The 22,716-nt window shown below is 42.2% G+C and carries 21 protein-coding genes; 12 read left to right on the forward strand and 9 right to left on the reverse strand.

What is annotated here, in order from left to right; translation table 11 throughout:
• Window positions 1-139 precede the first annotated feature (139 nt).
• Window positions 140-721 (reverse strand): superoxide dismutase [Fe], encoded by a 582-nt coding sequence (gene sodB, locus FN961_RS13190; protein ID WP_144040641.1) that lies wholly within the window; start codon window positions 719-721, stop codon window positions 140-142.
• Between the two features lie 210 nt (window positions 722-931).
• On the opposite strand from sodB, the gene grxD reads away from it, so the two are divergent.
• The gene (gene grxD / locus FN961_RS13195) at window positions 932-1,282 is read left to right on the forward strand and encodes a Grx4 family monothiol glutaredoxin (RefSeq protein ID WP_144040642.1); all 351 of its coding nucleotides are present in this window, start codon (window positions 932-934) and stop codon (window positions 1,280-1,282) included.
• A gap of 102 nt (window positions 1,283-1,384) precedes the next feature.
• Here the strand turns inward: grxD and FN961_RS13200 are convergent, their stop codons facing one another.
• Complete coding sequence (locus FN961_RS13200) at window positions 1,385-2,608, reverse strand: uracil-xanthine permease family protein (RefSeq protein ID WP_144040643.1); 1,224 nt, start codon at window positions 2,606-2,608, stop codon at window positions 1,385-1,387.
• Window positions 2,609-2,799: 191 nt separating this feature from the next.
• Between FN961_RS13200 and FN961_RS13205 the strand changes: the two genes are divergently transcribed.
• A complete protein-coding gene (locus tag FN961_RS13205; protein WP_144040644.1) occupies window positions 2,800-3,912 on the forward strand; it encodes a DUF2066 domain-containing protein in 1,113 nt (370 codons plus the stop codon).
• Between the two features lie 73 nt (window positions 3,913-3,985).
• Window positions 3,986-4,696, forward strand: a complete 711-nt coding sequence (gene hda / locus FN961_RS13210) for a DnaA inactivator Hda (protein ID WP_144040645.1) — start codon at window positions 3,986-3,988, stop codon at window positions 4,694-4,696.
• A gap of 74 nt (window positions 4,697-4,770) precedes the next feature.
• On the opposite strand, the gene FN961_RS13215 is transcribed toward hda, so the two are convergent.
• From FN961_RS13215 to bepA, 4 genes are all read right to left on the reverse strand, one after another.
• Window positions 4,771-6,729, reverse strand: a complete 1,959-nt coding sequence (locus FN961_RS13215) for a hypothetical protein (protein WP_144040646.1) — start codon at window positions 6,727-6,729, stop codon at window positions 4,771-4,773.
• A gap of 143 nt (window positions 6,730-6,872) precedes the next feature.
• Entirely contained in the window at window positions 6,873-7,244 is a 372-nt protein-coding gene (locus FN961_RS13220) for a DUF2069 domain-containing protein (RefSeq protein ID WP_144040647.1), read from the reverse strand.
• Window positions 7,245-7,268: 24 nt separating this feature from the next.
• Window positions 7,269-7,619 carry an arsenate reductase (glutaredoxin) gene (gene arsC, locus FN961_RS13225; RefSeq protein WP_144040648.1) on the reverse strand — a complete coding sequence of 117 codons (351 nt, stop codon included), beginning with the start codon at window positions 7,617-7,619 and terminating at the stop codon, window positions 7,269-7,271.
• Window positions 7,620-7,813: 194 nt separating this feature from the next.
• Window positions 7,814-9,274: a beta-barrel assembly-enhancing protease gene (bepA, locus tag FN961_RS13230; protein WP_144040649.1), complete on the reverse strand. Its 1,461-nt coding sequence runs from the start codon at window positions 9,272-9,274 to the stop codon at window positions 7,814-7,816.
• A gap of 243 nt (window positions 9,275-9,517) precedes the next feature.
• Here bepA and FN961_RS13235 point away from each other — a divergent pair, with 243 nt between their 5' ends.
• Window positions 9,518-9,739 carry a sulfurtransferase TusA family protein gene (locus FN961_RS13235; protein ID WP_144040650.1) on the forward strand — a complete coding sequence of 74 codons (222 nt, stop codon included), beginning with the start codon at window positions 9,518-9,520 and terminating at the stop codon, window positions 9,737-9,739.
• A 55-nt stretch (window positions 9,740-9,794) separates the two neighbouring features.
• Window positions 9,795-10,895 carry an AI-2E family transporter gene (locus tag FN961_RS13240; protein ID WP_144040651.1) on the forward strand — a complete coding sequence of 367 codons (1,101 nt, stop codon included), beginning with the start codon at window positions 9,795-9,797 and terminating at the stop codon, window positions 10,893-10,895.
• A 131-nt stretch (window positions 10,896-11,026) separates the two neighbouring features.
• Here the strand turns inward: FN961_RS13240 and FN961_RS13245 are convergent, their stop codons facing one another.
• Window positions 11,027-11,920 carry a LysR family transcriptional regulator ArgP gene (locus tag FN961_RS13245; protein WP_144040652.1) on the reverse strand — a complete coding sequence of 298 codons (894 nt, stop codon included), beginning with the start codon at window positions 11,918-11,920 and terminating at the stop codon, window positions 11,027-11,029.
• Between the two features lie 137 nt (window positions 11,921-12,057).
• Between FN961_RS13245 and FN961_RS13250 the strand changes: the two genes are divergently transcribed.
• A complete protein-coding gene (locus FN961_RS13250) occupies window positions 12,058-12,669 on the forward strand; it encodes a LysE/ArgO family amino acid transporter (protein ID WP_144040653.1) in 612 nt (203 codons plus the stop codon).
• 68 nt (window positions 12,670-12,737) lie between these two features.
• Here FN961_RS13250 and bcp read toward each other — a convergent pair whose 3' ends face one another.
• On the reverse strand, window positions 12,738-13,208 hold the full coding sequence (gene bcp, locus FN961_RS13255) for a thioredoxin-dependent thiol peroxidase (protein WP_144040654.1): 471 nt from the start codon (window positions 13,206-13,208) through the stop codon (window positions 12,738-12,740).
• Window positions 13,209-13,220: 12 nt separating this feature from the next.
• Window positions 13,221-13,760 (reverse strand): glycine cleavage system transcriptional repressor, encoded by a 540-nt coding sequence (locus tag FN961_RS13260; protein WP_144040655.1) that lies wholly within the window; start codon window positions 13,758-13,760, stop codon window positions 13,221-13,223.
• Between the two features lie 223 nt (window positions 13,761-13,983).
• Between FN961_RS13260 and dapA the strand changes: the two genes are divergently transcribed.
• From dapA to FN961_RS13290, 6 genes are all read left to right on the forward strand, one after another.
• The gene (gene dapA, locus FN961_RS13265; protein ID WP_144040656.1) at window positions 13,984-14,868 is read left to right on the forward strand and encodes a 4-hydroxy-tetrahydrodipicolinate synthase; all 885 of its coding nucleotides are present in this window, start codon (window positions 13,984-13,986) and stop codon (window positions 14,866-14,868) included.
• A gap of 3 nt (window positions 14,869-14,871) precedes the next feature.
• A complete protein-coding gene (gene bamC, locus FN961_RS13270) occupies window positions 14,872-15,987 on the forward strand; it encodes an outer membrane protein assembly factor BamC (protein ID WP_144040657.1) in 1,116 nt (371 codons plus the stop codon).
• Between the two features lie 207 nt (window positions 15,988-16,194).
• Window positions 16,195-17,280 (forward strand): efflux RND transporter periplasmic adaptor subunit, encoded by a 1,086-nt coding sequence (locus FN961_RS13275; RefSeq protein ID WP_144040658.1) that lies wholly within the window; start codon window positions 16,195-16,197, stop codon window positions 17,278-17,280.
• Window positions 17,277-20,369: an efflux RND transporter permease subunit gene (locus FN961_RS13280; RefSeq protein WP_144040659.1), complete on the forward strand. Its 3,093-nt coding sequence runs from the start codon at window positions 17,277-17,279 to the stop codon at window positions 20,367-20,369. The genes FN961_RS13275 and FN961_RS13280 overlap by 4 nt, the downstream gene beginning before the upstream one ends.
• Window positions 20,370-20,609: 240 nt before the next feature.
• Window positions 20,610-21,788, forward strand: a complete 1,179-nt coding sequence (iadA, locus tag FN961_RS13285) for a beta-aspartyl-peptidase (RefSeq protein WP_144040660.1) — start codon at window positions 20,610-20,612, stop codon at window positions 21,786-21,788.
• 80 nt (window positions 21,789-21,868) lie between these two features.
• On the forward strand, window positions 21,869-22,690 hold the full coding sequence (locus FN961_RS13290) for a cyanophycinase (protein WP_144040661.1): 822 nt from the start codon (window positions 21,869-21,871) through the stop codon (window positions 22,688-22,690).
• The last annotated feature ends 26 nt before the right edge of the window (window positions 22,691-22,716 follow it).

Here is a 22,716-nt window from a genome sequence, read left to right on the forward strand (position 1 = left end):
GTTGCAAATGCAACAGTTGCAGAAGTAGGTTAGAGGATTTTACTGAAAGAAGTGATTGGCGAAAATAAAAAAGGAGCTTAAAAAAGCTCCTAATATTTTGATAGACGAGTATGGCTAGTCGTCTGATTTAACCTTAAAACTAGGCGAAGTTTTGGTTAACAAAGTCCCAGTTTACCAATTCCCAATAATGAGCAAGGTAGTCAGGACGAACATTGCGGTAATCGATATAGTAAGCGTGTTCCCAAACATCAACCGTCATGATTGGTGTAACACTGCTATCAGTTAATGGTGTTGCTGCATTGCTTGTGTTGACGATGGCTACAGAGCCATCGGTATTTTTCACTAACCAAGTCCAAGCGCTACCGAAATTATTGACAGCTGAATCAGTAAATTGTGCTTTGAATGCTTCAAAAGAGCCAAAAGCATCATCAATTGCTTTAGCTACAGGACCCGTTGCAACGCCGCCGCCATTTGGCGATAGGCAGTTCCAGTAAAAAGTGTGGTTCCAGATTTGGGCTGCATTGTTAAAAATACCACCAGTAGAGGTCTTAATGATCTCTTCTAGGCTCTTTTCAGCTAATTCAGTACCTTCTACTAATCCGTTAAGCTTCACAACGTAAGTGTTGTGGTGCTTACCATAATGATATTCGATGGTTTCTTGAGAAATATGCGGTTCAAGAGCATCTTTAGCGTAAGGTAGTGCCGGTAATTCAAAAGCCATTGCGTTTCTCCACTCAACAAAAAAATTGATTTGTAATACTTGTTAGTATGATTCTACTCGAAAAATCACACACAGTATGTTCAATTATAAGATTTTTGCAATCGATAATGCGAGTCAATTAAAGCCCTTTAAAAAGTAGGTTTTAGTTATGGGGTTACCTGAAGTACAATAGTATAAATTTGTTAGTTATCGTGTGAGTTAGGAAATATAATGGAAACAAACGAAACAGTAGAGAAGATCAAGCTGCAAATCTCTGAAAACCCTATCATAGTGTATATGAAAGGTTCACCAAAATTACCGAGCTGTGGTTTTTCATCTCAAGTAGCTCAAATCATGATTAATTGTAATGCCCAGTTTGCATTTGTTGATATTTTACAACATCCGGACATTCGCAGTGAATTACCTAAATATGCTAACTGGCCAACGTTTCCACAATTGTGGGTTGAAGGCGAATTAGTCGGCGGTTGTGACATTCTGACTGAGATGTATCAGAAAGGTGAGTTACAGACTTTGATCGCAGAAACAGCAGCTAAATATCCTTCAGAAGAAAGTGCATCTTAATTACGCTCTTTGCTTCAGTATGATTTAGCTAAAAAAGCCTTTCGTTTGAAAGGCTTTTTGTTTTAATCCGTTTTAGTTCTTATACCTAGTTAGTATTAACACTTAAGATTCAGGCTGTTTCGGCATTGGTAGTAGCAAGTTCATCACAATGGCGACGATACCGCATAAGCTAATTCCGGATAGACTGAATGAACCAATACCAAAAGCCATCCCCCCAATACCAAACACTAAAGTGACACCCACGATACAGAGGTTTCTTGGTTCATTAAGATCCACTTGGTTCTTAATTAATGCATTTAAACCAACAGCTGCAATAGAACCGAACAATAGACACATAATTCCGCCCATGACTGGCACTGGTATGGTCAACATCATGGCCCCAAGTTTACCGACAAAAGCAAGGATTATGGCGGTAACCGCAGTCCAAGTCATCACGACAGGATTGAAGTTTTTGGTTAACGTTACTGCACCTGTTACTTCTGAGTATGTGGTATTTGGTGGTCCACCGAAGGCTGATGCTGCGATAGTTGCAACGCCGTCTCCTGCTAATGTGCGATGTAAGCCAGGTTTCTTTAGATAATCCTTTCCAGTGACATTAGAGATAGCAAGAATATCGCCAATATGTTCAACAGCGGGGGCAATGGCCACAGGGATCATAAAAGCGATGGCATACCAATTGAATTCTGGTGCAACAAAATTGGGCATCGCAATCCAGCTTGCGTTGATTACTGGGGTGAAATCAACGATACCAAACCCTAAGCTCAAGCTGTAACCAACAATAATACCAGCTAAAATTGGCATCAGTTTCAATATGCCCTTTGCAAATATGGCGACAGCGATGGTGCTTAGCAGAGCAGAGAGTGAAATGAACAGAGCTGTGCTTTGCTCAACTAATATGATTGAACCATCGCCGCTTCGACCTAAAGCCATGTTAACTGCAGTGGGAGCGAGCCCTAAACCAATCACGATGATCACGGGTCCCACAACAACAGGTGGTAGCAAGCGTTTAATGAAGCCATCACCTCTGACTTTAACTAACGTGGCTAAAACGACATAAACACAACCAGCGGCCATCAATCCGCCCATGGTTGATGGGATCCCCCACGTTTGAACGCCGTACATGATAGGGGCGATAAAGGCGAATGATGAAGCGAGAAAAATGGGAATTTGTCGTTTGGTAATAATTTGGAAAATTAGGGTACCAATGCCTGCCGTAAACAGCGCAACGTTAGTATCTAAACCAGTCAGCAGCGGCATTAATACTAGTGCGCCAAAGGCAACAAAGAGCATTTGAGCCCCTTGAAGTACAAGTGAAACATTTTTCATTTTTATTCTCTTAACGTAAGGTAAACCTGAGAACTATACCATCATGGTATATTTTTCATAGCGATGTGCGTCACTCTATTGAGTTCTCATTATGTTAACTTATGATTTCATTATAATAATGAAGTGAGATCAGATGTGGGATAAAAGTTGTGATACAATTTTATTATCTCGACCTTTTAGAACAGTAGAAGATGCTCAAAACCTTATTTAAAGCCTCACTCTTATATGCGAGTTGTTTGTTTATCCAGTTCAACTCAGTGAATGCTACAGAAGTCACGATACTTGATGAAAGTCTTGTTCCGGTTGAAACTCGTTCGACTGCTGAACGCAATAAGGCCATCTCAGTGGCGCTTCAAAATGTGATCTTGAAGAATTCCGGTGCAACGGCTGCACTGGCTAATCCAATTATTATCGCAAGAGTAAAGTCTCCCAATACGTTGATCAGCCAATATGGTTATCATGACATTGATGGAGAGTTATTCCTTAAAGTGAATTTTGACCATAAACGTATATTGGAACTGCTTCGAGAAGCTCAGCTGCCAGTTTGGGGTAAACAGCGTCCCTTGACGTTGATTTGGCTGGTTGAAGATTTGGATGGAGAGAGAAGCATTCTTAATGATGGTTCACTACTGGATAGTCGCCAGATTTTCAAATTAGAAGCTGAAGCTAAAGGGGTGCCTCTAATATTTCCGTTGATGGATCTCGATGACAACATGCAGATCTCCATTAATGATGTGAGAGGGATGTTTGTCGAGCAAATCGAACAAGCATCTCAGCGCTATCAAGCTGATTACTTTGTGGTGGCATCAATGAGCCCCAACGCGAATGGGGTCGAATACAGTGTCTCTTTATTTGCTGAAGGTAATGATGAGCAAGAGATGAAAACGCCTTTAGTGACTCATCGTCAGGTAGCAGTTGATGCGAGTGCCGCTGTGACGGGGATTATTTCGACCGTCAGTGAATATTACGTTAGTCGTTATGCCATTGCCGATTCTGGTGAGCAGCTCAATAGCACCGTTACTTTTGTCGATATATCTGAGATGAAACAATTGGTTGAGATTGAAAAATATCTTAAACAACTCAGCGCAGTAAAAGCGGTTAATGTGTCACAAATGCTTGGTACTCGTGTGACGTATAATCTTGAATTATTTGGTAGCCTCGATGATCTTCATCGTTTGATGGCATTGGAACCAAGAGTTTTTGAAGCTGAATCAAATAATGATGGCGATATGAGCAGCAATAACAACATAGAGACGTTTATTGTCGTTCCAGCGCAAAAGTTAGAATACCGATGGCGTGGCTAGTTATTCAAATTGGTGGGTACTCATGTTAAAATGGGTATCTAAGTTACATCGCTTGAAATTGAGAAGTCATTGAGTGAAATCTAATTCACCTATACAGTTATCTTTGCCGGTTCATCTGCCTGATGATGAAACATTTAACAGTTATTATCCAGCCGCTGGAAATGATGAGTTAATTCAGAGTTTACAAGCATGTGCAGAAGGGCATTCTGAACGTACGGTCTTTTTGTGGGGACCGGTTAAATCAGGTCGAACTCATCTTATGCATGCGGCATGTGCGCATGCTAATGATTTATACCGCAGCAGCTTTTACCTACCCCTTGGTATACACGCCAGTATATCAACGGCTTTACTCGAAGGATTAGAGAATTTAGATCTGATTTGTATCGATGATGTCGATGCGATTGCCGGGCACCCATTATGGGAGGAGGCCATTTTTGATCTTTACAATCGCGTTGCTGAACATAAGAACTGCTCACTGATTGTCAGTGCAAGTGTTTCACCAACAGATTCTGGTTTTACCTTGCCTGATCTTATTTCTCGTATGCAGTGGGGCTTGAATTATCAACTGCAACCGATGGCAGATAATGAGAAATTGGCAGCGCTACAACGCAGAGCGGCAATGAGGGGCTTACAACTTCCTGAAGATGTCGGCCGTTTTCTTTTAAACCGCTTAGCACGTGATCTACGTACACTGTTTGATGTGCTCGACAGATTAGATAAGGCTTCGTTGGTTCACCAACGCAAGTTGACTATCCCCTTCGTTAAAGAGATGCTTAGGTTATAGAGTACACGTTAGTTTCTTAACATAAATAGCGCGGACTCAATGAGCTCCGCGCTTTTTTGTTTTGGTATTCGTATCTAGTTTTCCCTTCTATGCCTATCACCACTCACTCTGATCTCTGGATGTACTCGTGATTCTTCACTAGTACTGTGTTGTTGGCTTGAGCTTGATTTCTGAGACTTCTCTAGCAACGAGATCGTTAGGTTTTCAGACCAAGACTCACCCTTTGTCATAGCAATTGGAGTTGGGAGGTTACTGATTAAGTTAGCGCCGTTCATCGTAGGGAAGATACTCTCCAGTACAAAAGCAGCTCTGTCTTGCAATGAGTTTTGTCCTATGCGACCACGTTGGCCCCAATCCACGATAATGGTTTGTGCTGTGGCATTTTCTGGACGGTCAGTGACCCCTACATCACGTAAAATGCCATATCGATGACTCATCATGCTCTCCTCAAACAACATGGCCACATCTTCTCGTGTACTTGAATAGGCGTAATAGTCGCTGGCTATATCGTTAGAGAAAAATTGGGTGATGTCATCTGGCATGTAAGCTTTCTGGACTGAATTTGCCGTATCACCTTTGAAACTGACTTTGGCTAGATTGAACATTTCATTGCTGGTTAGAGGGAACAAAACCGTCAGGAGATCTGAGATTAATTCTCCTGCATTTGCTCTTCTCTGGAAATGATCAAGCAAGGTCTGGCTGTTTATACCTAGGCTTGAATGAGTCGAACTTGGGAAAAAATCATTGGCATGGGCCAATTCATGATAAAGCAGAGAGGATAGATCTGGGGACAGTTGCGTCAAGGTTCGGTTGGTTCTGGTAGAACGAGGCGTTGTATCAGAAACGTATTCATTATTCTTAACGTATCGCCAAGGCATAATAAAGCCTAACTCATTACTAAAATTACTACGATAATCAGGGGCTTCATTAATCACATCACGCTCTTGGGCAAGTAACCAGAGATCGTTGGGGTCAAGATAGATAGCGCCAGTTACTACCCAGTAAAAAGAGGGGCGAACATCGTAACTGATGACCACTGAAGTAACTGATTGCAGTAGATTGGCAAAATCACTGTTCGGATCCATTTGGTCGATAAATGTTTCAAAGTTATCACCCATCCACTGATGTGACACTAAGACTCTGTCCATGATTTTTGCTTTATCGGTTCCACCGGATAATTGGCCAAGTAACGGTAGTTTACTTGTTGAGCAGGGGGAGGTGAGTTGATTAGAGTACACACACGTCTCTATGGCATCAGCATAAGGTGAACTGTTTTTATAGGCAAAGGTTCTTGCTACTGGCGTATCGAAATATTGTGAAGTGATGGGGGCTTCATTGGTGATTAACGCGATGACCTCTCCAGAGGCTGATTCACCAGCAATCGTGCCTGTAGCTCGTAGTATGGAGACGGTGTCAGTGTCGACCGTTGGTGCAACAAACTGTGGACGTTCTGGATTGACCACATCCAATTTAACTTCTGGGCCAGATGCGATGCACCAGCTGATATTTGATGGGATTTGATCGCCATTCGTGCCTGTTCTGTCAATACGGAAACTGGCATTATTCCCTTCGACCACTTGATGTCCACTGCGAATAGTGAGTAGAGAAGATGTCGCCTCGCTTACTGTTAGATCAAGGTTTTCGGTGAGGTTAAGACCACTTGACTGTATGTTAACCGAGAAAGAGTAGCTACCGGCTTCGGCGAATTGTACTGCAAGCACTGGGCTTTTGATTGAGGTTAACACGAGAGTCGGACCGCTGAGCTGTTGCCATGTGAAATCCAAGCCTGAGCTGTCTCTATTCTCTATTTTGGCAATAATGGTTGCGGTTTGATGAGCGAAGTAATTTTGCTCAGTCATAAACTCGATACTTGACGAGGTTGATACAACAGTCAATTCTGAACCTTGTTCACAACGAGTCAAACTTGGAGGTGTTGGGGTAACGGGTGTTGGCGTTTCAGTCTCTGAACCTCCACCGCCACAAGCTGTTAAGCTTAAAAGACTGATAAGGCTCAGCGCGTGATAATACCGCATAGATGCATACTCCAAAACTTAATGACTCATTCATGTAACTAAAATATAACATGAGCCACAGCGATTAACCTCCTTTTTAGTTGGTCTTCAAGAAAACAAAAAGCGCCCGTAGGCGCTTAATATTAATACGATGTTAAGCGTGCTTACTTCTTATGCTTCTTTAAACCTAAGCCTAATTCACGTCCGCGTATTCTGGCGTAAAAGGGGAATCCAATCAGCAGGGAGCCTAGAAGCAGTACTTCTACTAAAGCAAAAATAAAATACTCATCTGTCACATAGAGTAATGTAAGTCCATGGAGCATATAAAGGCAGATGATGAAGCTTCCCCATGCATAGGTATAAGGTTTACCCTGAATGACTCCTTTAAGAGGCAGTAAGATTGGGATGATCCAAAGAAGGGTAAACGCGAGTGAATATTGGCCGTTTATTCCTTGATTTATAAACCAAGCACACAAAAGCACGACGAGGAATAGATAGCCTGTTCGGCACAACTGAAATAGCGTGTTAGAGCTCATGAAAGACCTATATTTAAAGATTATTTATAAGATTGAAAGCACGTTCTCTGGCGGTCGGCCGATGGCTGCTTTGCCATTCGCCAACACAATAGGACGTTCAAGTAGTTTAGGAGTGTTGACAATGGCTTGAATAAGCTGCGTTTCGGTGAGGCTAGGTTCGCTTAGCCCTTGTTCTTTATACTCTGTTTCTTTCGTGCGCATTATCTCCCTTGCCGTTAAATTCAGCTTAGTCAATAAATCTTCAACTTCACTCTTAACTAAGGGATTCTTAAGGTATTCAATAACTAAAATTTCACAGTTGTTTTCCTCAAGCAAAGCAAGTGTTTGGCGGCTTTTTGAACAGCGAGGATTATGAATAATGGTAGCTTGAGTCATTGTGGTCAATCTTGTCTTCGAAATGTGACGACATCATACGTGAAAAGGTGAGCAAAGTCACAATAAGAGTACTGACAAAATCAGATTTTTTAAAAGAGATTTTAGTATAAGCTAATGTAAAAGATAAGTTTTATTGTTACTGGCTTCCACATTCAGTCCTTATAGCGGATCTGAATGTGGAATAATATCTGTATTTACTTTAACGCTTCCAGGGCTTTATCTGACTGCTTGAACTGTCGTATTCTGGCTTCGATTCGAGCAAGTTGAAGTGGATTATCTTCAGTCAGTCGATAAGCAAAATTCAACTGATCGATAGCACCTTTATAATCTGCTCCTAACGCCATGGATTCTGCCTTAACAAAATGTTCTAGCGGTTTATTTCCAGTTTTCTTATAGGCATCACTCAGCAGGAAGAAGGGGAGCTGGTTCTGCTTATCAAGAAAAATCTGGTCTTCCAATAATGGGATCGCTTTTTTAGGCTGATCAGATTCAATATACGCATTGGCTAAATTGATATTGATAACCTGAGAGGTCGGTTTCAGGCTTTTTTGCCCTTCAAGTAAGCTGATGGCTTGCGCATTCTCCTCTCTTTGCAGCAGTAAGTCAGTTTTAGTATCAATGTAAAAGAGGTTGTTCTCATCTTCTTTTAGCAATGAGTCGATAATGGTTTCCGCTTCTTTGAAACGATCAACCTTAAAGAGAGCTAGTGCTTTACCATATAAAGCAGCATTTTTAAATGCATAGGTTTTCTTGCTTAATTGAGTTTCAAATAACGACAGTGAAGCTTCATCACTGTAGCCAGAAAATCTTACCTGTATTCGTGCTTTAGCCAGTTGAAAATCGATATTGTCAGGCACGTAGCGATGAGGATATTGCGCGGCTCTGTTTCTGGCATCTGTAATACGTGATTCAGGAAGAGGGTGAGTCAATAACATCTGTGGTGGCTTAGTGGTAAAGCGGTATCGAGTAGCTAACTTTGCGAAAAAATCTGATGAAGCATTGGGATCAAAACCAGCATCGACGAGAATTTTCATGCCAATACGGTCAGCTTCTTTTTCATGCAGTCGAGTGTAATTTATTTTGGCTTGAGTCGATAATGCTTGTGTTGTCGCCAGAGCCGCCATTCCAGCTTGTGGTGCGGCGATGGTTAACAGGATCGCTCCCAACATTCCTACCATAGTGGCCGTTGAGCTTTTCTGTTGAGCTTCTAATGATCGCGCTAAATGTCGTTGAGTAACGTGTGTGATCTCGTGTCCGAGTACTGACGCAAGCTGGCTTTCATTATCGGCATTAAGAAACAAACCTGTGTGAACGCCAACGTGACCACCGAAGAATGCGAATGCATTGATTTCGTCATTTCTCAATAGGAAAAAATAGAAAGGTGTTTTCACACCGGTGGCATGGGCCACCAGTTTGTTACCTAGTTCAGTAAGGTACTGGCTCAGTACAGGGTCATTTAGCATAGGAGCTGATGAACGGATGACCCGCATATAGGCATCACCATAAACAGTCTCTTTTTCGAGACTGAAGGTGTTTACTGCTGCCGTACCTAGATCGGGTAGATCATTATTGGCAAAGGTTAGGGGAGCAGTAACACAGAATATGAGTGACAATGCACCAGCTAAAAGCGTTTTTGTCGATCTGAATTTACTCAAACTGATCCTTAATAAAACATACTGTCATTGATTGACAGTTTAATGAGTCTTTTATTCAACTACTAGAGGTTTCGCTGTAGGTTATTGATTATATAACCTTGCTGTCACCGTTTAACGTCAAATTATACAAGGTTACTTAGTCACTATTTGTTTGATTATGAGATATCAATACGGTGATAGCATTGCTTGTGATCTTCTTGTCACTTAGGATAATAGTCAAGGTTTGTTCATAGCAAGACTATTATGATTTTTATTGATTTAACCCCATGTCGTTGTCCATTGGCACTGGTAAAAGCCAAATTGGCGTTAAAACAGTTAAAGGAGGGTGAAGAGCTATTCATTTCACTATCAGACAGTGGTTCTAGACAAGATGTTCCCCGATTTTTAAAAAAAGTAGGTTACGAGTTTTCTGAGCTATGTAACGATGACAAGATTTTAACACTTAAAATACGTAATATAGATTAATATTAAATTGATCACATTAGGCTTTAAAGAGAAATTATAAATTCAGGAATAACGAATGTTAGCTTTATTAACAAATTGGTATAAAGAAAGATTTAGTGATCCGCAAGCCGTAACTTTAGTGTTCATTTTGATGGGGATAGCACTGGCTATCTATTTCGCTGGCGGTTTATTAGCACCGTTAATCGTGGCGCTGGTTTTGGCATTCCTATTGGAGTGGCCAGTGGCTCAGATGCATAAAATTGGGATCAATCGAACCACAGCTGCTTCACTGGTATTGGTCGCCTTTATCGGATTGATGTTATTGATAACTTTTGGTTTAGTTCCCAGTATCTGGAAACAAGGCGTTGCGTTAATTACTGACCTACCCACAATGTTAGATAAAGGTCTGCTCACCGCTCAAACCTATGTCAATCAGTACCCGCAATTTGTCAGTCCAGATCAACTCGATACCATGGTTGGCGAGTTGAAGAAGATGCTAGATACCCAGCATCTTCTTGATATTGGTAAACAGATATTAGGCTACTCGGCATCTCTATTAGTGCTCATGGTGTACGCCATTTTAGTACCACTGTTAGTGTTTTTCTTCCTCAAAGATAAAGATCAGTTGATCAAAGGAAGCAAGCGATTTATTCCGACTAATCGTCAGCTAGCACGTAAAGTATGGTTTGAGATGGATCAGCAGATTTTCAATTATATTCGAGGCAAAGTCATAGAGATTGTGATTATTGGTGCGGTGAGTTATCTCTTCTTTGCCATTATGGACATGCGTTATGCGGCACTGTTAGGTGTGTTAACGGGCTTTTCTGTTTTAATCCCTTATGTGGGAGCGACACTGGTCACTTTACCTATCGCGTTAGTTGCCTTTTTTCAGTGGGGGATCAGCCCTGAGTTTGGCTATTTGATGTTGGGTTACGGCATCATTCAGGCATTGGATGGCAATCTATTAGTGCCGATTTTGTTCTCCGATGCGGTGGATCTGCACCCCGTGTTTATCATTGCTGCAGTGTTAGTGTTCGGCGGTTTATGGGGGGTATGGGGAGTCTTCTTTGCGATTCCATTGGCCTCGCTGGTTAAAGCGGTACTCAATGCTTGGCCGACACCCCACTCAAAACTTCTTGATGAAGAAGCGACAGAAAAAGCCAAAACCGAGGCTTAATCTTATTTCTGCAATAAAAAATGGGGCAGTTAGCCCCATTTTTATTTATTAACCGCAGTGAACTAATCAAAACTTGGGATAAAGAGTGTTCAGTTCAAACTGAAATATCAGGGCTTATTTCCGAGTTTTGGTTAACTATTACACAGGGATTGCTTTGCCGTCACCGCAAGAGAGCGGTAAACGATAGTGGTTTGTTTGGCTTTAATATTCCAATGTTGCCAATAGAGTGGCACATGTTTTCGTTTATCAGGGGTTAATTCAACTAATATGCCTTTTTCGATCAAAGGCTCCGCTTGAAGGTGCCCCACTAAGCCATATCCCATTCCCTGAATGATCGCTTCAAGAAAACTCTCGGAGGAGGGGATTTTATGCTCTCGCCAACTGCCTACTTTCATTTTGAAATACTTAGTCAGGTATTTTTCGTGCAGTTTATCTTTGGTTGAGAAGACCACCGCAGGGGCTCTTTCCAGTGATGTTGGAGTGATATTGATAGGGAAGTATTGCTCGATAAACTCAGGTGTTGCCACACACAGGTATTTCATCTCTCCCAGATATTCACTACTACAGCCTGCTAAAGGCTCTTTCGTTGTGGTGACACAACCCACCGCTTCGCCATTTTTTAATAAGTTATGTGTATAGGATTCATCATCAACTATGAGTTCTAACAACCAATGATGGCGTTTAAAGATCTCTGCGAGCGCAGGTAAAAACCAGGTCGCTAAACTGTCAGCGTTAACAGCGATTTTGACAATAGTTGGTAGTTTAGGGTCGTCAGCATCCATCTCTACCCTGAGTTCACTTTCTAGCAGCTGAACTTGAGAGTAGTGGCGTAGCAGGCGTTTTCCGGTGGGAGTGGCTTCAACAGGTGTCGAGCGGATAACTAAAGCTTGCCCCACCTTTTCTTCTAACAGTTTTATTCTCTGTGATACTGCAGGCTGGGAGATGAAGAGGACTTTGGCGGCTCTTTCAAATCCACCTTCAGATATCACCACGGCTAAAGCCCGCAAATGAGCATAATCAAGCATATGAAGTCGCCCTATATTAATCGCTTTGTGTATAAGATTTACTTATACAGCATAAAAAACATTAGTTATATTTATTTTTGTGCCTTATATATAATCAGCTTCAATATGTGATTATCTATGAAGTTAAGGGTAAAGAGATGCAAGCATTCATTCAAGGTGTGGGAATAGGCGGAAGCCTGATAATGGCGGTTGGTGCACAAAATGCTTTTGTTTTAAAGCAGGGACTAAAACGGTCACACTCATTGCCGATTGCAGGTTTATGTTCTTTAATTGATACCTTGATGATCACTGCTGGTGTGGCTGGTTTAGGTCACCTTATTCTTGCTTTTCCTTTGATCAAGGATATTGCCAGCATAGGTGGGGCTATTTTCCTACTGGTTTACGGTGCCAAAGCATTGCAGTCATCCTTTACCCCTCACAGTATGGGGGCTGAGGCCGCAAAAGGCACTGACACATTAAAAGCAGCAGTGCTAACCACATTAGGCATTAGTTTGCTTAATCCGCACCTTTATTTAGACACCGTAGTGCTTTTAGGCAGTATTAGTGCACAGTTTGAAGGGGCTGACCGTCCAATGTTTGGTGCCGGAGCTGTGTTGGCTTCATTTGTCTGGTTTTTCAGTTTGAGCTTCGGGGCTCGATACTTAAGCCCGCTGTTTCAAAAGCCTAAAGCCTGGAGTTATCTGGATCGCTTTATTTGTGCCACCATGTGGAGTATTGCTGGTGTGCTCATTTGGCCTTATTTATTCTAGAAATGTTGTTGTCTGACATAAAAATGCCCGCATTAGCGGGCATTTCTGTTTCTATCTAGCTCGAAGTATTATGCTTCTTTAATGTAATTGAGCACGACTTCATGGTGATTTTTGGTCTTAAACTTGTCAAATACATGTGCGACTTTGCCATCTTGACCGATGAGAAAGCTCAATCTGTGTATGCCATCGTAGATCTTACCCATAAACTTCTTCTCTCCCCACACGCCAAAAGCATCGGCAATAGCATGGTCTTCATCGCTAAGTAGGGAAAAGTTCAATGCTTGTTTATCGGAAAATCGTGCCAGTTTGGCAACAGGATCTGGGCTGATCCCTAAAACGGTAACATCTAGATTGTCGAGTTCAACTTGACTGTCTCTTAATCCACAGGCTTGAACCGTACAGCCTGGTGTAGACGCTTTAGGGTAGAAATAGACAAGTACAGGACCTTTGCTTAGACATGTTGCTAATGAAATAGACTCATCTTGTTGGTTTTGTAGAGTGAACGATGGAGCTTGCTCACCTGAGATTAATGTTTTCATTTATTTTCCTAACTAGGCAGTGGTAATTTCGCGCATACGTTCAATGGTGCAATCGAGGGACATCTCTTGTGCGAGTTCATTAATGCTAATCTCGAGTTTTTCGAGTTCAACTTTTTCAGGCACATTGATGGTCAAAAATACAGCTTGAGTTGGCTCTCCGTTGCTGTCTTCTTCGGCGTGGGATCTCACCGCTGCAAGATCTAATGAACGGTCAGCGAGAAATTGAGTTATTTTTCTCATTGTGCCACGTTGATCTTTACCATTGAAAGTCACTTCAAGGCGAGAAGCGTAATGCAGTGCAGTGTGCTTAGAGGTGCGTTTCATCACGGTCATCAGCTCAAGTTCAACACTCAGAGTTGGCAGTGTTGACTCCATTTTGGTAATGGAAGCCCAAGAGCCCGCAAGCATCATAATAAAAGTGAACTCATTGCCAAATAAAGCCATTCGACTGTCGACGATATCGCAGTCACATTCACTTGCAAGTCTTGCAAATTTACTGACAATTCCTGGGCGGTCAGATCCCATAGCAGTAACAACAAGATGGTTGGACATGAATTCTCCTTATTTAATCTAAACGTATATATACTCTGTACGTTTTTTAGTGGCGTAATGCTACCACAAGTTACTTAATATGCGATCTTTGTCTGTTATATGGACGTTGAAAATGAATACTATTCATAATGAAAACGTTTTAACGTTAGAGAAGTACTGAAGTGCTTGTTTTTAGTGCTTAGCATCAGTACCATAGCCAGTCCTGAATTCTGGGGAAAGTCACATGATAAATGGAAGCATCGTAGCCTTAATCACACCAATGAATAGTGATGGCTCAGTAGATTACAAAAGTCTTGAACAGTTAGTTGAGTTCCATGTAACTGAAGGTACTGACGCCATTGTTGCGGTTGGTACCACTGGTGAGTCTGCCACTCTGCCAATTCCAGAGCATATTGAAGTCGTATCGCATACGGTTAGATTTGCTGCCGGTCGATTACCGGTGATCGGCGGTAACGGCGGTAATGCGACAGCAGAAGCCATTGAGTTAACTAAAGCGCAATCAAAGCTTGGCGTCGCAGCCATGTTAGGTGTTACGCCTTATTACAATAAACCGAGTCCTAAAGGCATTATTGCTCATTATAAAGCGGTTGCGGCCAGTACTGATATCCCGCAAATTCTTTATAATGTTCCGGGACGAACCGCTGTTGATATGTTGCCTGAGACCATCGCTGAATTGGTCAACGTTCCTAATATCATTGGCGTAAAGGAAGCGACTGGTGATTTGAGTCGTGTGAAGCGCTTACGTGAATTATGTGGCGATGACTTCTTACTTTATAGCGGTGATGATGCCACTGCCAGAGAGTTTTTGTCTCTTGGCGGTAATGGTGTTATCTCGGTTGCTAATAATATCGTCCCAAGACAGTTTAAGATCATGTGCGATGCAGCAGCATCGGGTGACATGAAAACAGCTATCGAAGCTGAAAATGTGATCAAAGGGCTTTTCACCGCACTATTTTGTGAAGCAAATCCTATTCCTGTGAAATGGGCTGCTTACCGTATGGGCTTGATAAGCCAAGAAGAGATTAGATTACCTTTAACGGAACTTTCTACTGAGTTCCATGGTCTGTTATTAGATGCAATGAGAAATGCCCGAATAGAGGTTAATTAATAGATGTTAAAGAAAGTGACTCCCTTAATTTTGATCGCAGCAGTTACAGCTTGTAGCTCGCCAGTTGATCGAAGACAAGCTAATGATGGCGATGCCTACATTAACGCCGAGATAGAACCAGCACTGATCATTCCTGATGGTTTAATTACACCCGTTTACAGTAAAGAGTATCAAATCCCTCAGTTTGGTTCTAAAAGTGATGTGGAATTGGTCGGTAAAAGGTTAGATATTCGTCCGCCATTACAAGTTTTACCTATGGCTGAAGGAACTCGGGTCGAAGAGGGCAGTGACAATATTAAAATCGTTGTCGAGTCTATCGATAATAACATTGATCTGAAGCAAGAGCTTTTTGACGTATTAAAATCTTACTTGTCGAGTAAATCAATCGCCATTATGAGCGAAGATTACGAGAAAGGGATCATCGAAACCGATTGGCTAGAAAGTAAAGAAGTCATCGATTCAAACCTATGGGGTAGCGACGAGATATATCTTCTTCGTCAACGTTATCAGTTCCATGTAGATGTTCGTCCCCATGGTCGTAGCGGTAATATCTCTATCGATTTGATCGATCATGCTGAGAGCTTCAATGGCGAAGCACAAGATATTATTTTAAGTGGTGAAGATAAACGTCGTTACACCATTGATATGCTCAATAATGCCGTAGCGTACATGAGTATTAAACGTGCTCAGTCGATTAAAGCTAAGCGTATTAAAGAGAGTCTAGGTATTTATGTTTCCGTGGTTAAAGGCACGGGTCCAGATGTTGAAGGCGATGATGTCGTTCAATCATATTGGCTTGCTGATGCACCATTTAAACGTACGTGGGAACGTCTACGTATTGTTTTACCTGAGCTAGGATTTGAAATCATTGATATGGATATTGGCAAAGGCCTTTATTACGTCAATGTTAATGATGATTCAGGTTTCTGGAGCTCTTTGTGGAACGAGAAGGATCTGCCTATCAAGGAAGGTTCATATCGTCTACAGCTAAAAGATACTGATGACACAACAGAGATCTATCTGCATGATGCTCAAGACATACCGTTAGATAATGCTGTGGTTGAAGCTGTCTATGAAGGTTTGGCTGAGTTGATGAAAGAGGACCGAAAGGTTCGTTAATTGACTTAACATCTTTGAGTATAAAAGGAGGCATTTTGCCTCCTTTTTTGTGCCCAAATTTTGATGAATAACAACATGTTAATATTGTGTGTATTTTGTAAGCAATGGTAAAATCTCTTGATGAAATATACTCGGTAGGTAAACTGTATGACATAAAGTATGCACCATTGGATTATGGGCTGTGTAATACAAACTTACGGAATATTAATGAAAAAAATAATAATAACGTTAATCCTTCTTACTCTTGCCTTTTTGGCATATCAAAAAACTTATCTCAATACTGACAAAGCGGTACAAAAATCAAGGCCAATCGCCAATGTTGTTGTGGCTAAAGCCGAGATACAGGCCATAAGGGATGAAGTTGAAGCGTTAGGCACCACGAAAGCGAATGAATCGATCACTGTGACACCTAAGGTGACAGAGGTGGTAACACAAATTCATTTTGATGATGGTGATGTGGTTGAAAAAGAACGTTTATTGGTTCAACTGCAAGATAGCGAACAAGTTGCACGAGTGACCGCTGCAAAAGTGCGAGTCAGTGAGCATCGACGTGAGCTAGACAGAATACGTGCGTTGGTCACTAGCCAAACCATTGCAGAGTTAGAGCGTGATAGGTTACAAACCTTAATTGACACTGCAAAAGCTGAGCTTGCTCAAGCCAGTTCAGCACTCAAAGATAGAGCCATCAAAGCGCCATTTCAAGGACGGCTGGGCTTACGTCAGATAAGTGTCGGCAGTTTAGTTTCACCAGGTACAGTGATTACAACCTTAGATGATATCTCTGTTATCAAACTTGATTTTTCTATTCCTGAACGTTTTCTTACGTCACTTGCCATTGGTAAAAATGTTGAGGCCACTGCAATGGCTTTCCCCGATCAACTTTTTAATGGCAAAGTGATCTCAATTGATAGCCGAGTAAACCCAGTAACACGAGCTGTGATTGTGCGCGCTGAAATTCCAAATTCAAAGCATAGACTGCTGCCGGGCATGTTAATGAAGGTTAAGTTGATCAAAGAGAGCAGAGATGCACTTATTTTACCTGAGTCAGCCATTATCCCTACGCAAGACAGACACTACGTTTACTTAATTGACGGTGACAACCAAGTGGTTAAAAAGCAAGTTCAACTTGGGTTACGTAAACGGGGTTGGGTAGAAGTATTAGACGGGGTTGTTGCGGGTGAACAAGTGGTGATCCGCGGAATATTAAAAGTGAGACCCGGTGATAAGGTTAAAGTCCAATTTAGTGAAAACTTTAGTTTTCTAGAAAACGCTAAGGCTGGGCCAACTGTATGATATTGACTGATCTGTCGGTAAAGCGACCGGTATTTGCTTCTGTTATTAGCATACTGTTAATTGTATTTGGCCTGGTTGCCTTCGATAAACTTCCCTTAAGAGAATACCCCAATATCGATCCGCCTGTTGTGTCGATACAAACTAACTATCGTGGTGCTAGCGCATCGGTAGTGGAAAGTCGGATCACACAGCTTGTTGAAGATAGGATAAGTGGCGTTGAAGGAATACGTCACATTAACTCATCGAGCAGTGATGGTCGCTCAACAGTCACATTAGAGTTTGATGTTGGCAGAGACATCGAAGCTGCGGCGAATGATGTTAGAGACCGCGTCTCTGGCTTACTCAATAATTTACCTGAAGAAGCTGAGCCACCTGAGGTGCAAAAAGCCAATGGTGGTGATGAAGTGATCATGTGGCTGAACTTAGTTTCAGACCAGATGACCACTCTGCAACTAACTGATTATGCAAGGCGTTACTTAACCGACCGTTTATCAGTGATTGACGGAGTCGCCAATATTCGCATTGGTGGTGGTAAAGTGTATGCCATGCGTGTCTGGATAGATCGACAAGCGTTAGCTGCGCGGAAATTGACGGTTGCAGACGTTGAGCGAGTATTACGCTCTGAAAATGTCGAGTTACCAGCAGGCTCAGTTGAATCAAAAGAGCGACATTTCACCGTTCGAGTTGAACGCAGTTTTCGTAATCCCGATGACTTTGCCAATCTCGTACTAAGCGAAGGTGAGGATGGGTATCTGATTAAGCTTGGTGATGTGGCTAAAGTCAGTATTGGATCAGAAGAGGATCGGATCACCTTTAGAGGCAACCGTGAGGCCATGATTGGTCTCGGGATCTCAAAGCAATCTACTGCTAATACGCTAGAGGTGGCAAGGGCTGCTAATGCCTTAGTTGATATTATCAATCCAACACTACCAGCGGGGATGGAGATTAAACGCTCCTACGACAGTTCAATCTTTATTGAAGCCTCGGTGAAAGAGGTGTATCAAACCCTATTTATTGCCATGACACTGGTGATTATCGTTATCTATCTTTTTCTTGGCAGTGTGCGCGCCATGCTCATTCCAGCGATCACTGTGCCAGTGTCACTGATGGCCACGTTCATTGTGTTGTATGCCTTAGGTTATACGATTAACTTGTTGACACTACTCGCAATGATATTAGCCATCGGCATGGTGGTTGATGATGCGATTGTGGTACTTGAAAATATACATAGGCGTATTGAAGAGGGAGACTCTCCTCTTAAAGCTGCTTACTTGGGTTCCAGAGAGGTGGCGTTTGCTGTTGTCGCAACTACCCTCGTGCTCGTGGCGGTATTTATGCCGATCACGTTTCTTGAAGGCGATTTAGGTAAATTATTTAAAGAGTTTGCCGTAGCCATGAGCGCCGCCGTTATTTTCTCAAGTATCGTGGCACTGACGTTAAGCCCGATGATGTGCTCAAAATTGCTTAAACCTGCAGGAGACGATCCTTGGCTAGTGCGCAAAGTGGATGCTGGAATGAGCTTTGTGACGGCGCAATACAAACGCTTGCTGACGAGAGCAATGTCTCATCCTTATCTTATTGGTTCATTTGTGGTGATTGCGTTGGGGTGCAGTGCTCTACTGCTCAAAGAGGTGCCACAAGAGTTTGCACCCAAAGAGGATAGGGGATCTATGTTCCTTATTGTTAATGGTCCGCAAGGGGCCAGTTTTGAATACATAGAATCCTATATGGATGAGATTGAAAACCGATTGATGCCCTTGGTGGAAGCGGGAGAGATAAAACGCTTATTGATCCGTGCGCCAAGGGGGTTTGGTAGAATCGCTAACTTCTCTAATGGCATGGCGATTATTGTACTTGAAGATTGGTCTGTAAGAAGAAGTGCAGCTGAAATTACTGGGGATATACGTGGCAGGCTGGCCGATTTAGCTGGCGTGAGAGCTTTTCCTGTCATGAGGCAGGCATTTGGACGTGGCGTCGGTAAACCTGTTCAATTTGTGCTTGGCGGTCCAAGTTATGAAGAGCTTGCCAAGTGGCGTGACATTATTATTGAAAAAGCCAAAGATAACCCTAACTTGATTGGCTTAGATCATGATTATAAAGAAACAAAACCTCAACTTAGGGTTGTGATCGATAAAGATAGAGCGGCCGATCTTGGCGTATCAATATCCCATATCGGGCGTACACTTGAGACGATGCTTGGCTCCCGTCTCGTCACCACGTTTATGCGTGATGGTGAAGAGTATGATGTGATCATTGAAGGGAACCGTGAAAATCAGAATACAGCTACGGATCTTGAAAATATTTATGTGCGCTCTGACAGAAGTCAGGCTTTGATCCCACTGTCTAATTTAGTACATGTGGAGGAGTTTGCCGATGCCAGTCAGCTTAACCGATACAATAGAATGCGCGCGATCACACTCGAAGCGAACTTAGCCGACGGATACAGTTTAGGCGAGGCACTGACTTATCTTAATGATCTCTCGGCGACTTATCTCCCTGCTGAGGCTGTGATCAGTTATAAGGGGCAATCACTGGATTACCAAGAGTCGGGGAGTTCGATGTACTTTGTCTTTGTGCTTGCGCTTGGCATTGTATTCTTGGTATTAGCGGCGCAATTTGAGAGTTATGTTCATCCGATAGTGATCATGTTGACTGTGCCGTTGGCAACCCTTGGCGCATTATTGGGTTTGTGGGTAACTGGGCAAAGTTTGAATATTTACAGCCAGATAGGGATTATTATGCTGGTGGGCTTGGCGGCGAAAAACGGGATCTTAATCGTGGAGTTTGCTAATCAACTTAGAGATAAGGGGGTTGAGTTTGAGCAAGCGATCATTCAGGCTTCATCTCAACGCCTAAGACCTATTTTGATGACAGGCATTACCACGGCAGCTGGTGCAATACCGCTGGTGTTAGCCCAAGGTGCAGGTGCTGAAACCCGCTTTGTTATCGGGGTGGTTGTGCTTTCAGGCATCGTATTGGCGACGTTTTTTACCATATTTATTATCCCTGTTGCCTATGCTACGTTTGCCCGTCATTCGGGATCACCCGACGCGGTTGCTCAGGCGTTAGAAAAGGAGCTAAACAAGTAGGTTTAAAGTCGCGCGGGCAACCCTTTCTAAGTTAACTAAAGAGCAAAGACTGAACAGTATTTTTGTGTGGTCTCTGCTCTTTTGATTCTTTTTAGCTTTAAACTACATGACTCTGTTCTATTTTATATACTGGGCTGGCTATTGAATGCTTAGCAGATAATGCTAATTTGTTAATAATTTACATATTTAATATGTTATTCTTCACATTATTCCATTTAATTTTAATTATTATAAAAATCTATGACTCCTCCTATTGAGCAGGCTCCACTTACTCTCATCAAAAATGCCAATGTTTATACCCCTAAACCCCAAGGAATCATGTGCCTACTGATTGGTGGAGGTCAAATACTTTACATCGGCAAAGAGATCCCAGTTTTAAGTCATCATTTAGGAATAAATGAGGTTGATTTAGAAGGCAGAATGTTAGTGCCAGGTTTTATTGATGGCCATGCACATATCTGTGGCGGCGGCGGGGAGTCAGGTTTTTCCACTCGAGTTCCTCCGGTGCCTTTGTCTGAATTTACCTTGGCAGGTGTTACCACTGTTGTGGGGCTGCTAGGTACAGATGATCTCAGCCGCTCTACTGAGTCATTAGTTTCACAAGTATATGGGTTAAGAGAAGAAGGGCTTTCTGCCTATTGTTATACCGGAGGCTACCATCTGCCGCCAACAACACTAACAGGCTCGGTAAAGTCAGATATTGTATATATTGAACCTGTTATTGGTGTAGGAGAGCTTGCCATTAGCGATCACCGCTCAAGTCAGCCTACTTTGAACGAGTTATTGAAAGTGGCTGCTGATGCGCATGTTGCAAGATTAATGACGAATAAAGCCGGTGTCTTGCATCTACATTTAGGTGATGGAGAGCGAGGGTTGTCGATGGTACGAGATGCTTTAACGGGATCAGAAATACCCGCTCGTACGTTTAATCCAACCCATGTTAACCGTAAGAAAGACCTCTTTGAAGAGGCCTGTGAATTAGCGATACGCGGGTGTTGGATTGACGTGACTGCATTTGAAACTGGCGATGTTGGCTATGAGCCTGAAGCTGCGCTAACACGCTATATTGAAAGTGACTATCCACAAGATAAACTCACTATTAGTTCTGATGGTGGCGGTTGTTTACCTGACTTTGATTGTCATGGTCATCTCGTTAAATTAGATTTTGGTAAGTCTTCTTCGATGACAGATGTATTTAGAAAGTTGCTTTTGTCTGGTTATTCACCTGAGAAAGTATTGCCATTTTTCACCTCCAATGTTGCCCAGCTTTTACAGTTCACAAACAAAGGAATGCTTGCGCAAGGTATGGATGCGGATATAGTAGTATTTAATGATAACTTGTCAGTTAGCCATGTGATGGCAAAGGGAAATTGGCATATTTTTGAAACCATACTTTGCCGAAAGGGGATGTTTGAATAACATTTAATTGTTGTTTTTATAACCGTGACCAAGATAAAGGTTACCAATAACTATAAATATAAGTAGAGAACAATATAACTATGTGTCCTTCCCCTACTAATCACGGTCATTCTCGAGGCTATGTGATCCCGATCGGCGGTGCCGAAGAAAAAATAAATAATCCAGATATATTAAAAAAGTTTGTTGAATTATGTGGCGGAAAAGATGCCAATATCGTCATTATTCCAACCGCGTCTAAGTTGGAAGATACTGGTGAGCGATATGAGAAATTGTTTGAAGAGTTGGGAGCTGGTTATACCTATTCACTTCCTATTACCAAAAGAACGGACGCGAAAAATGAAGATTTACTGCAACATTTGGAAGAGGCCACAGGTATCTTTATCACAGGTGGTAATCAGTTAAGATTATCAACCATCCTTGGAGGTACGCCTGTTGCACAAACAATACGCAGGCAAAATGCTCAGGGAACCCATGTTGCAGGGACTTCTGCTGGTGCTGCGATTATTTCTCAGCATATGATTATTGGTGGCAGTACTGGGATAGTACCAACTGAAGACGGTGTGAATCTTGCGCCTGGATTAGGCTTAAACAACCAGTTAGTGATCGATCAACATTTTAATCAAAGAAATCGATTATCTCGTTTGTTAAGTGCTGTGTCGTATAACCCTTTCTTGATAGGCATTGGTTTAGACGAAGATACTGCGGCTTTCATTAATGCAGATAATGTTTTTGAAGTGGTTGGTAGTGGCTCTGTCACGGTCATTGATCCATCTGATTGTGATCATTCCTCTATGGCTGAAGCGAGAAGAGGCGATGCGATCACCATCGTTAATTTGAAGTTGCATATCTTATCAGCAGGATCGCATTTTGATATCAATAATAAAGTGGCCAACTTAGATTAATTCAATACTAAGGTAAGCTTTTAAAT

Origin of the sequence: Shewanella hanedai (assembly GCF_007197645.1) — a bacterium.
In the GTDB taxonomy this organism is placed as follows: domain Bacteria; phylum Pseudomonadota; class Gammaproteobacteria; order Enterobacterales; family Shewanellaceae; genus Shewanella; species Shewanella hanedai.

Coding starts and splice junctions, on each gene's coding strand:
- sodB (WP_144040641.1), bottom strand. CDS start 721: ATGGCTTTTGAATTACCGGCACTACCTTACGCTAAAGATGCTCTTGAA.
- grxD (WP_144040642.1), top strand. CDS start 932: ATGGAAACAAACGAAACAGTAGAGAAGATCAAGCTGCAAATCTCTGAA.
- FN961_RS13200 (WP_144040643.1), bottom strand. CDS start 2,608: ATGAAAAATGTTTCACTTGTACTTCAAGGGGCTCAAATGCTCTTTGTT.
- FN961_RS13205 (WP_144040644.1), top strand. CDS start 2,800: ATGCTCAAAACCTTATTTAAAGCCTCACTCTTATATGCGAGTTGTTTG.
- FN961_RS13215 (WP_144040646.1), bottom strand. CDS start 6,729: ATGCGGTATTATCACGCGCTGAGCCTTATCAGTCTTTTAAGCTTAACA.
- FN961_RS13220 (WP_144040647.1), bottom strand. CDS start 7,244: ATGAGCTCTAACACGCTATTTCAGTTGTGCCGAACAGGCTATCTATTC.
- arsC (WP_144040648.1), bottom strand. CDS start 7,619: ATGACTCAAGCTACCATTATTCATAATCCTCGCTGTTCAAAAAGCCGC.
- FN961_RS13235 (WP_144040650.1), top strand. CDS start 9,518: ATGATTTTTATTGATTTAACCCCATGTCGTTGTCCATTGGCACTGGTA.
- FN961_RS13240 (WP_144040651.1), top strand. CDS start 9,795: ATGTTAGCTTTATTAACAAATTGGTATAAAGAAAGATTTAGTGATCCG.
- FN961_RS13245 (WP_144040652.1), bottom strand. CDS start 11,920: ATGCTTGATTATGCTCATTTGCGGGCTTTAGCCGTGGTGATATCTGAA.
- FN961_RS13250 (WP_144040653.1), top strand. CDS start 12,058: ATGCAAGCATTCATTCAAGGTGTGGGAATAGGCGGAAGCCTGATAATG.
- bcp (WP_144040654.1), bottom strand. CDS start 13,208: ATGAAAACATTAATCTCAGGTGAGCAAGCTCCATCGTTCACTCTACAA.
- FN961_RS13260 (WP_144040655.1), bottom strand. CDS start 13,760: ATGTCCAACCATCTTGTTGTTACTGCTATGGGATCTGACCGCCCAGGA.
- dapA (WP_144040656.1), top strand. CDS start 13,984: ATGATAAATGGAAGCATCGTAGCCTTAATCACACCAATGAATAGTGAT.
- bamC (WP_144040657.1), top strand. CDS start 14,872: ATGTTAAAGAAAGTGACTCCCTTAATTTTGATCGCAGCAGTTACAGCT.
- FN961_RS13275 (WP_144040658.1), top strand. CDS start 16,195: ATGAAAAAAATAATAATAACGTTAATCCTTCTTACTCTTGCCTTTTTG.
- FN961_RS13280 (WP_144040659.1), top strand. CDS start 17,277: ATGATATTGACTGATCTGTCGGTAAAGCGACCGGTATTTGCTTCTGTT.
- iadA (WP_144040660.1), top strand. CDS start 20,610: ATGACTCCTCCTATTGAGCAGGCTCCACTTACTCTCATCAAAAATGCC.
- FN961_RS13290 (WP_144040661.1), top strand. CDS start 21,869: ATGTGTCCTTCCCCTACTAATCACGGTCATTCTCGAGGCTATGTGATC.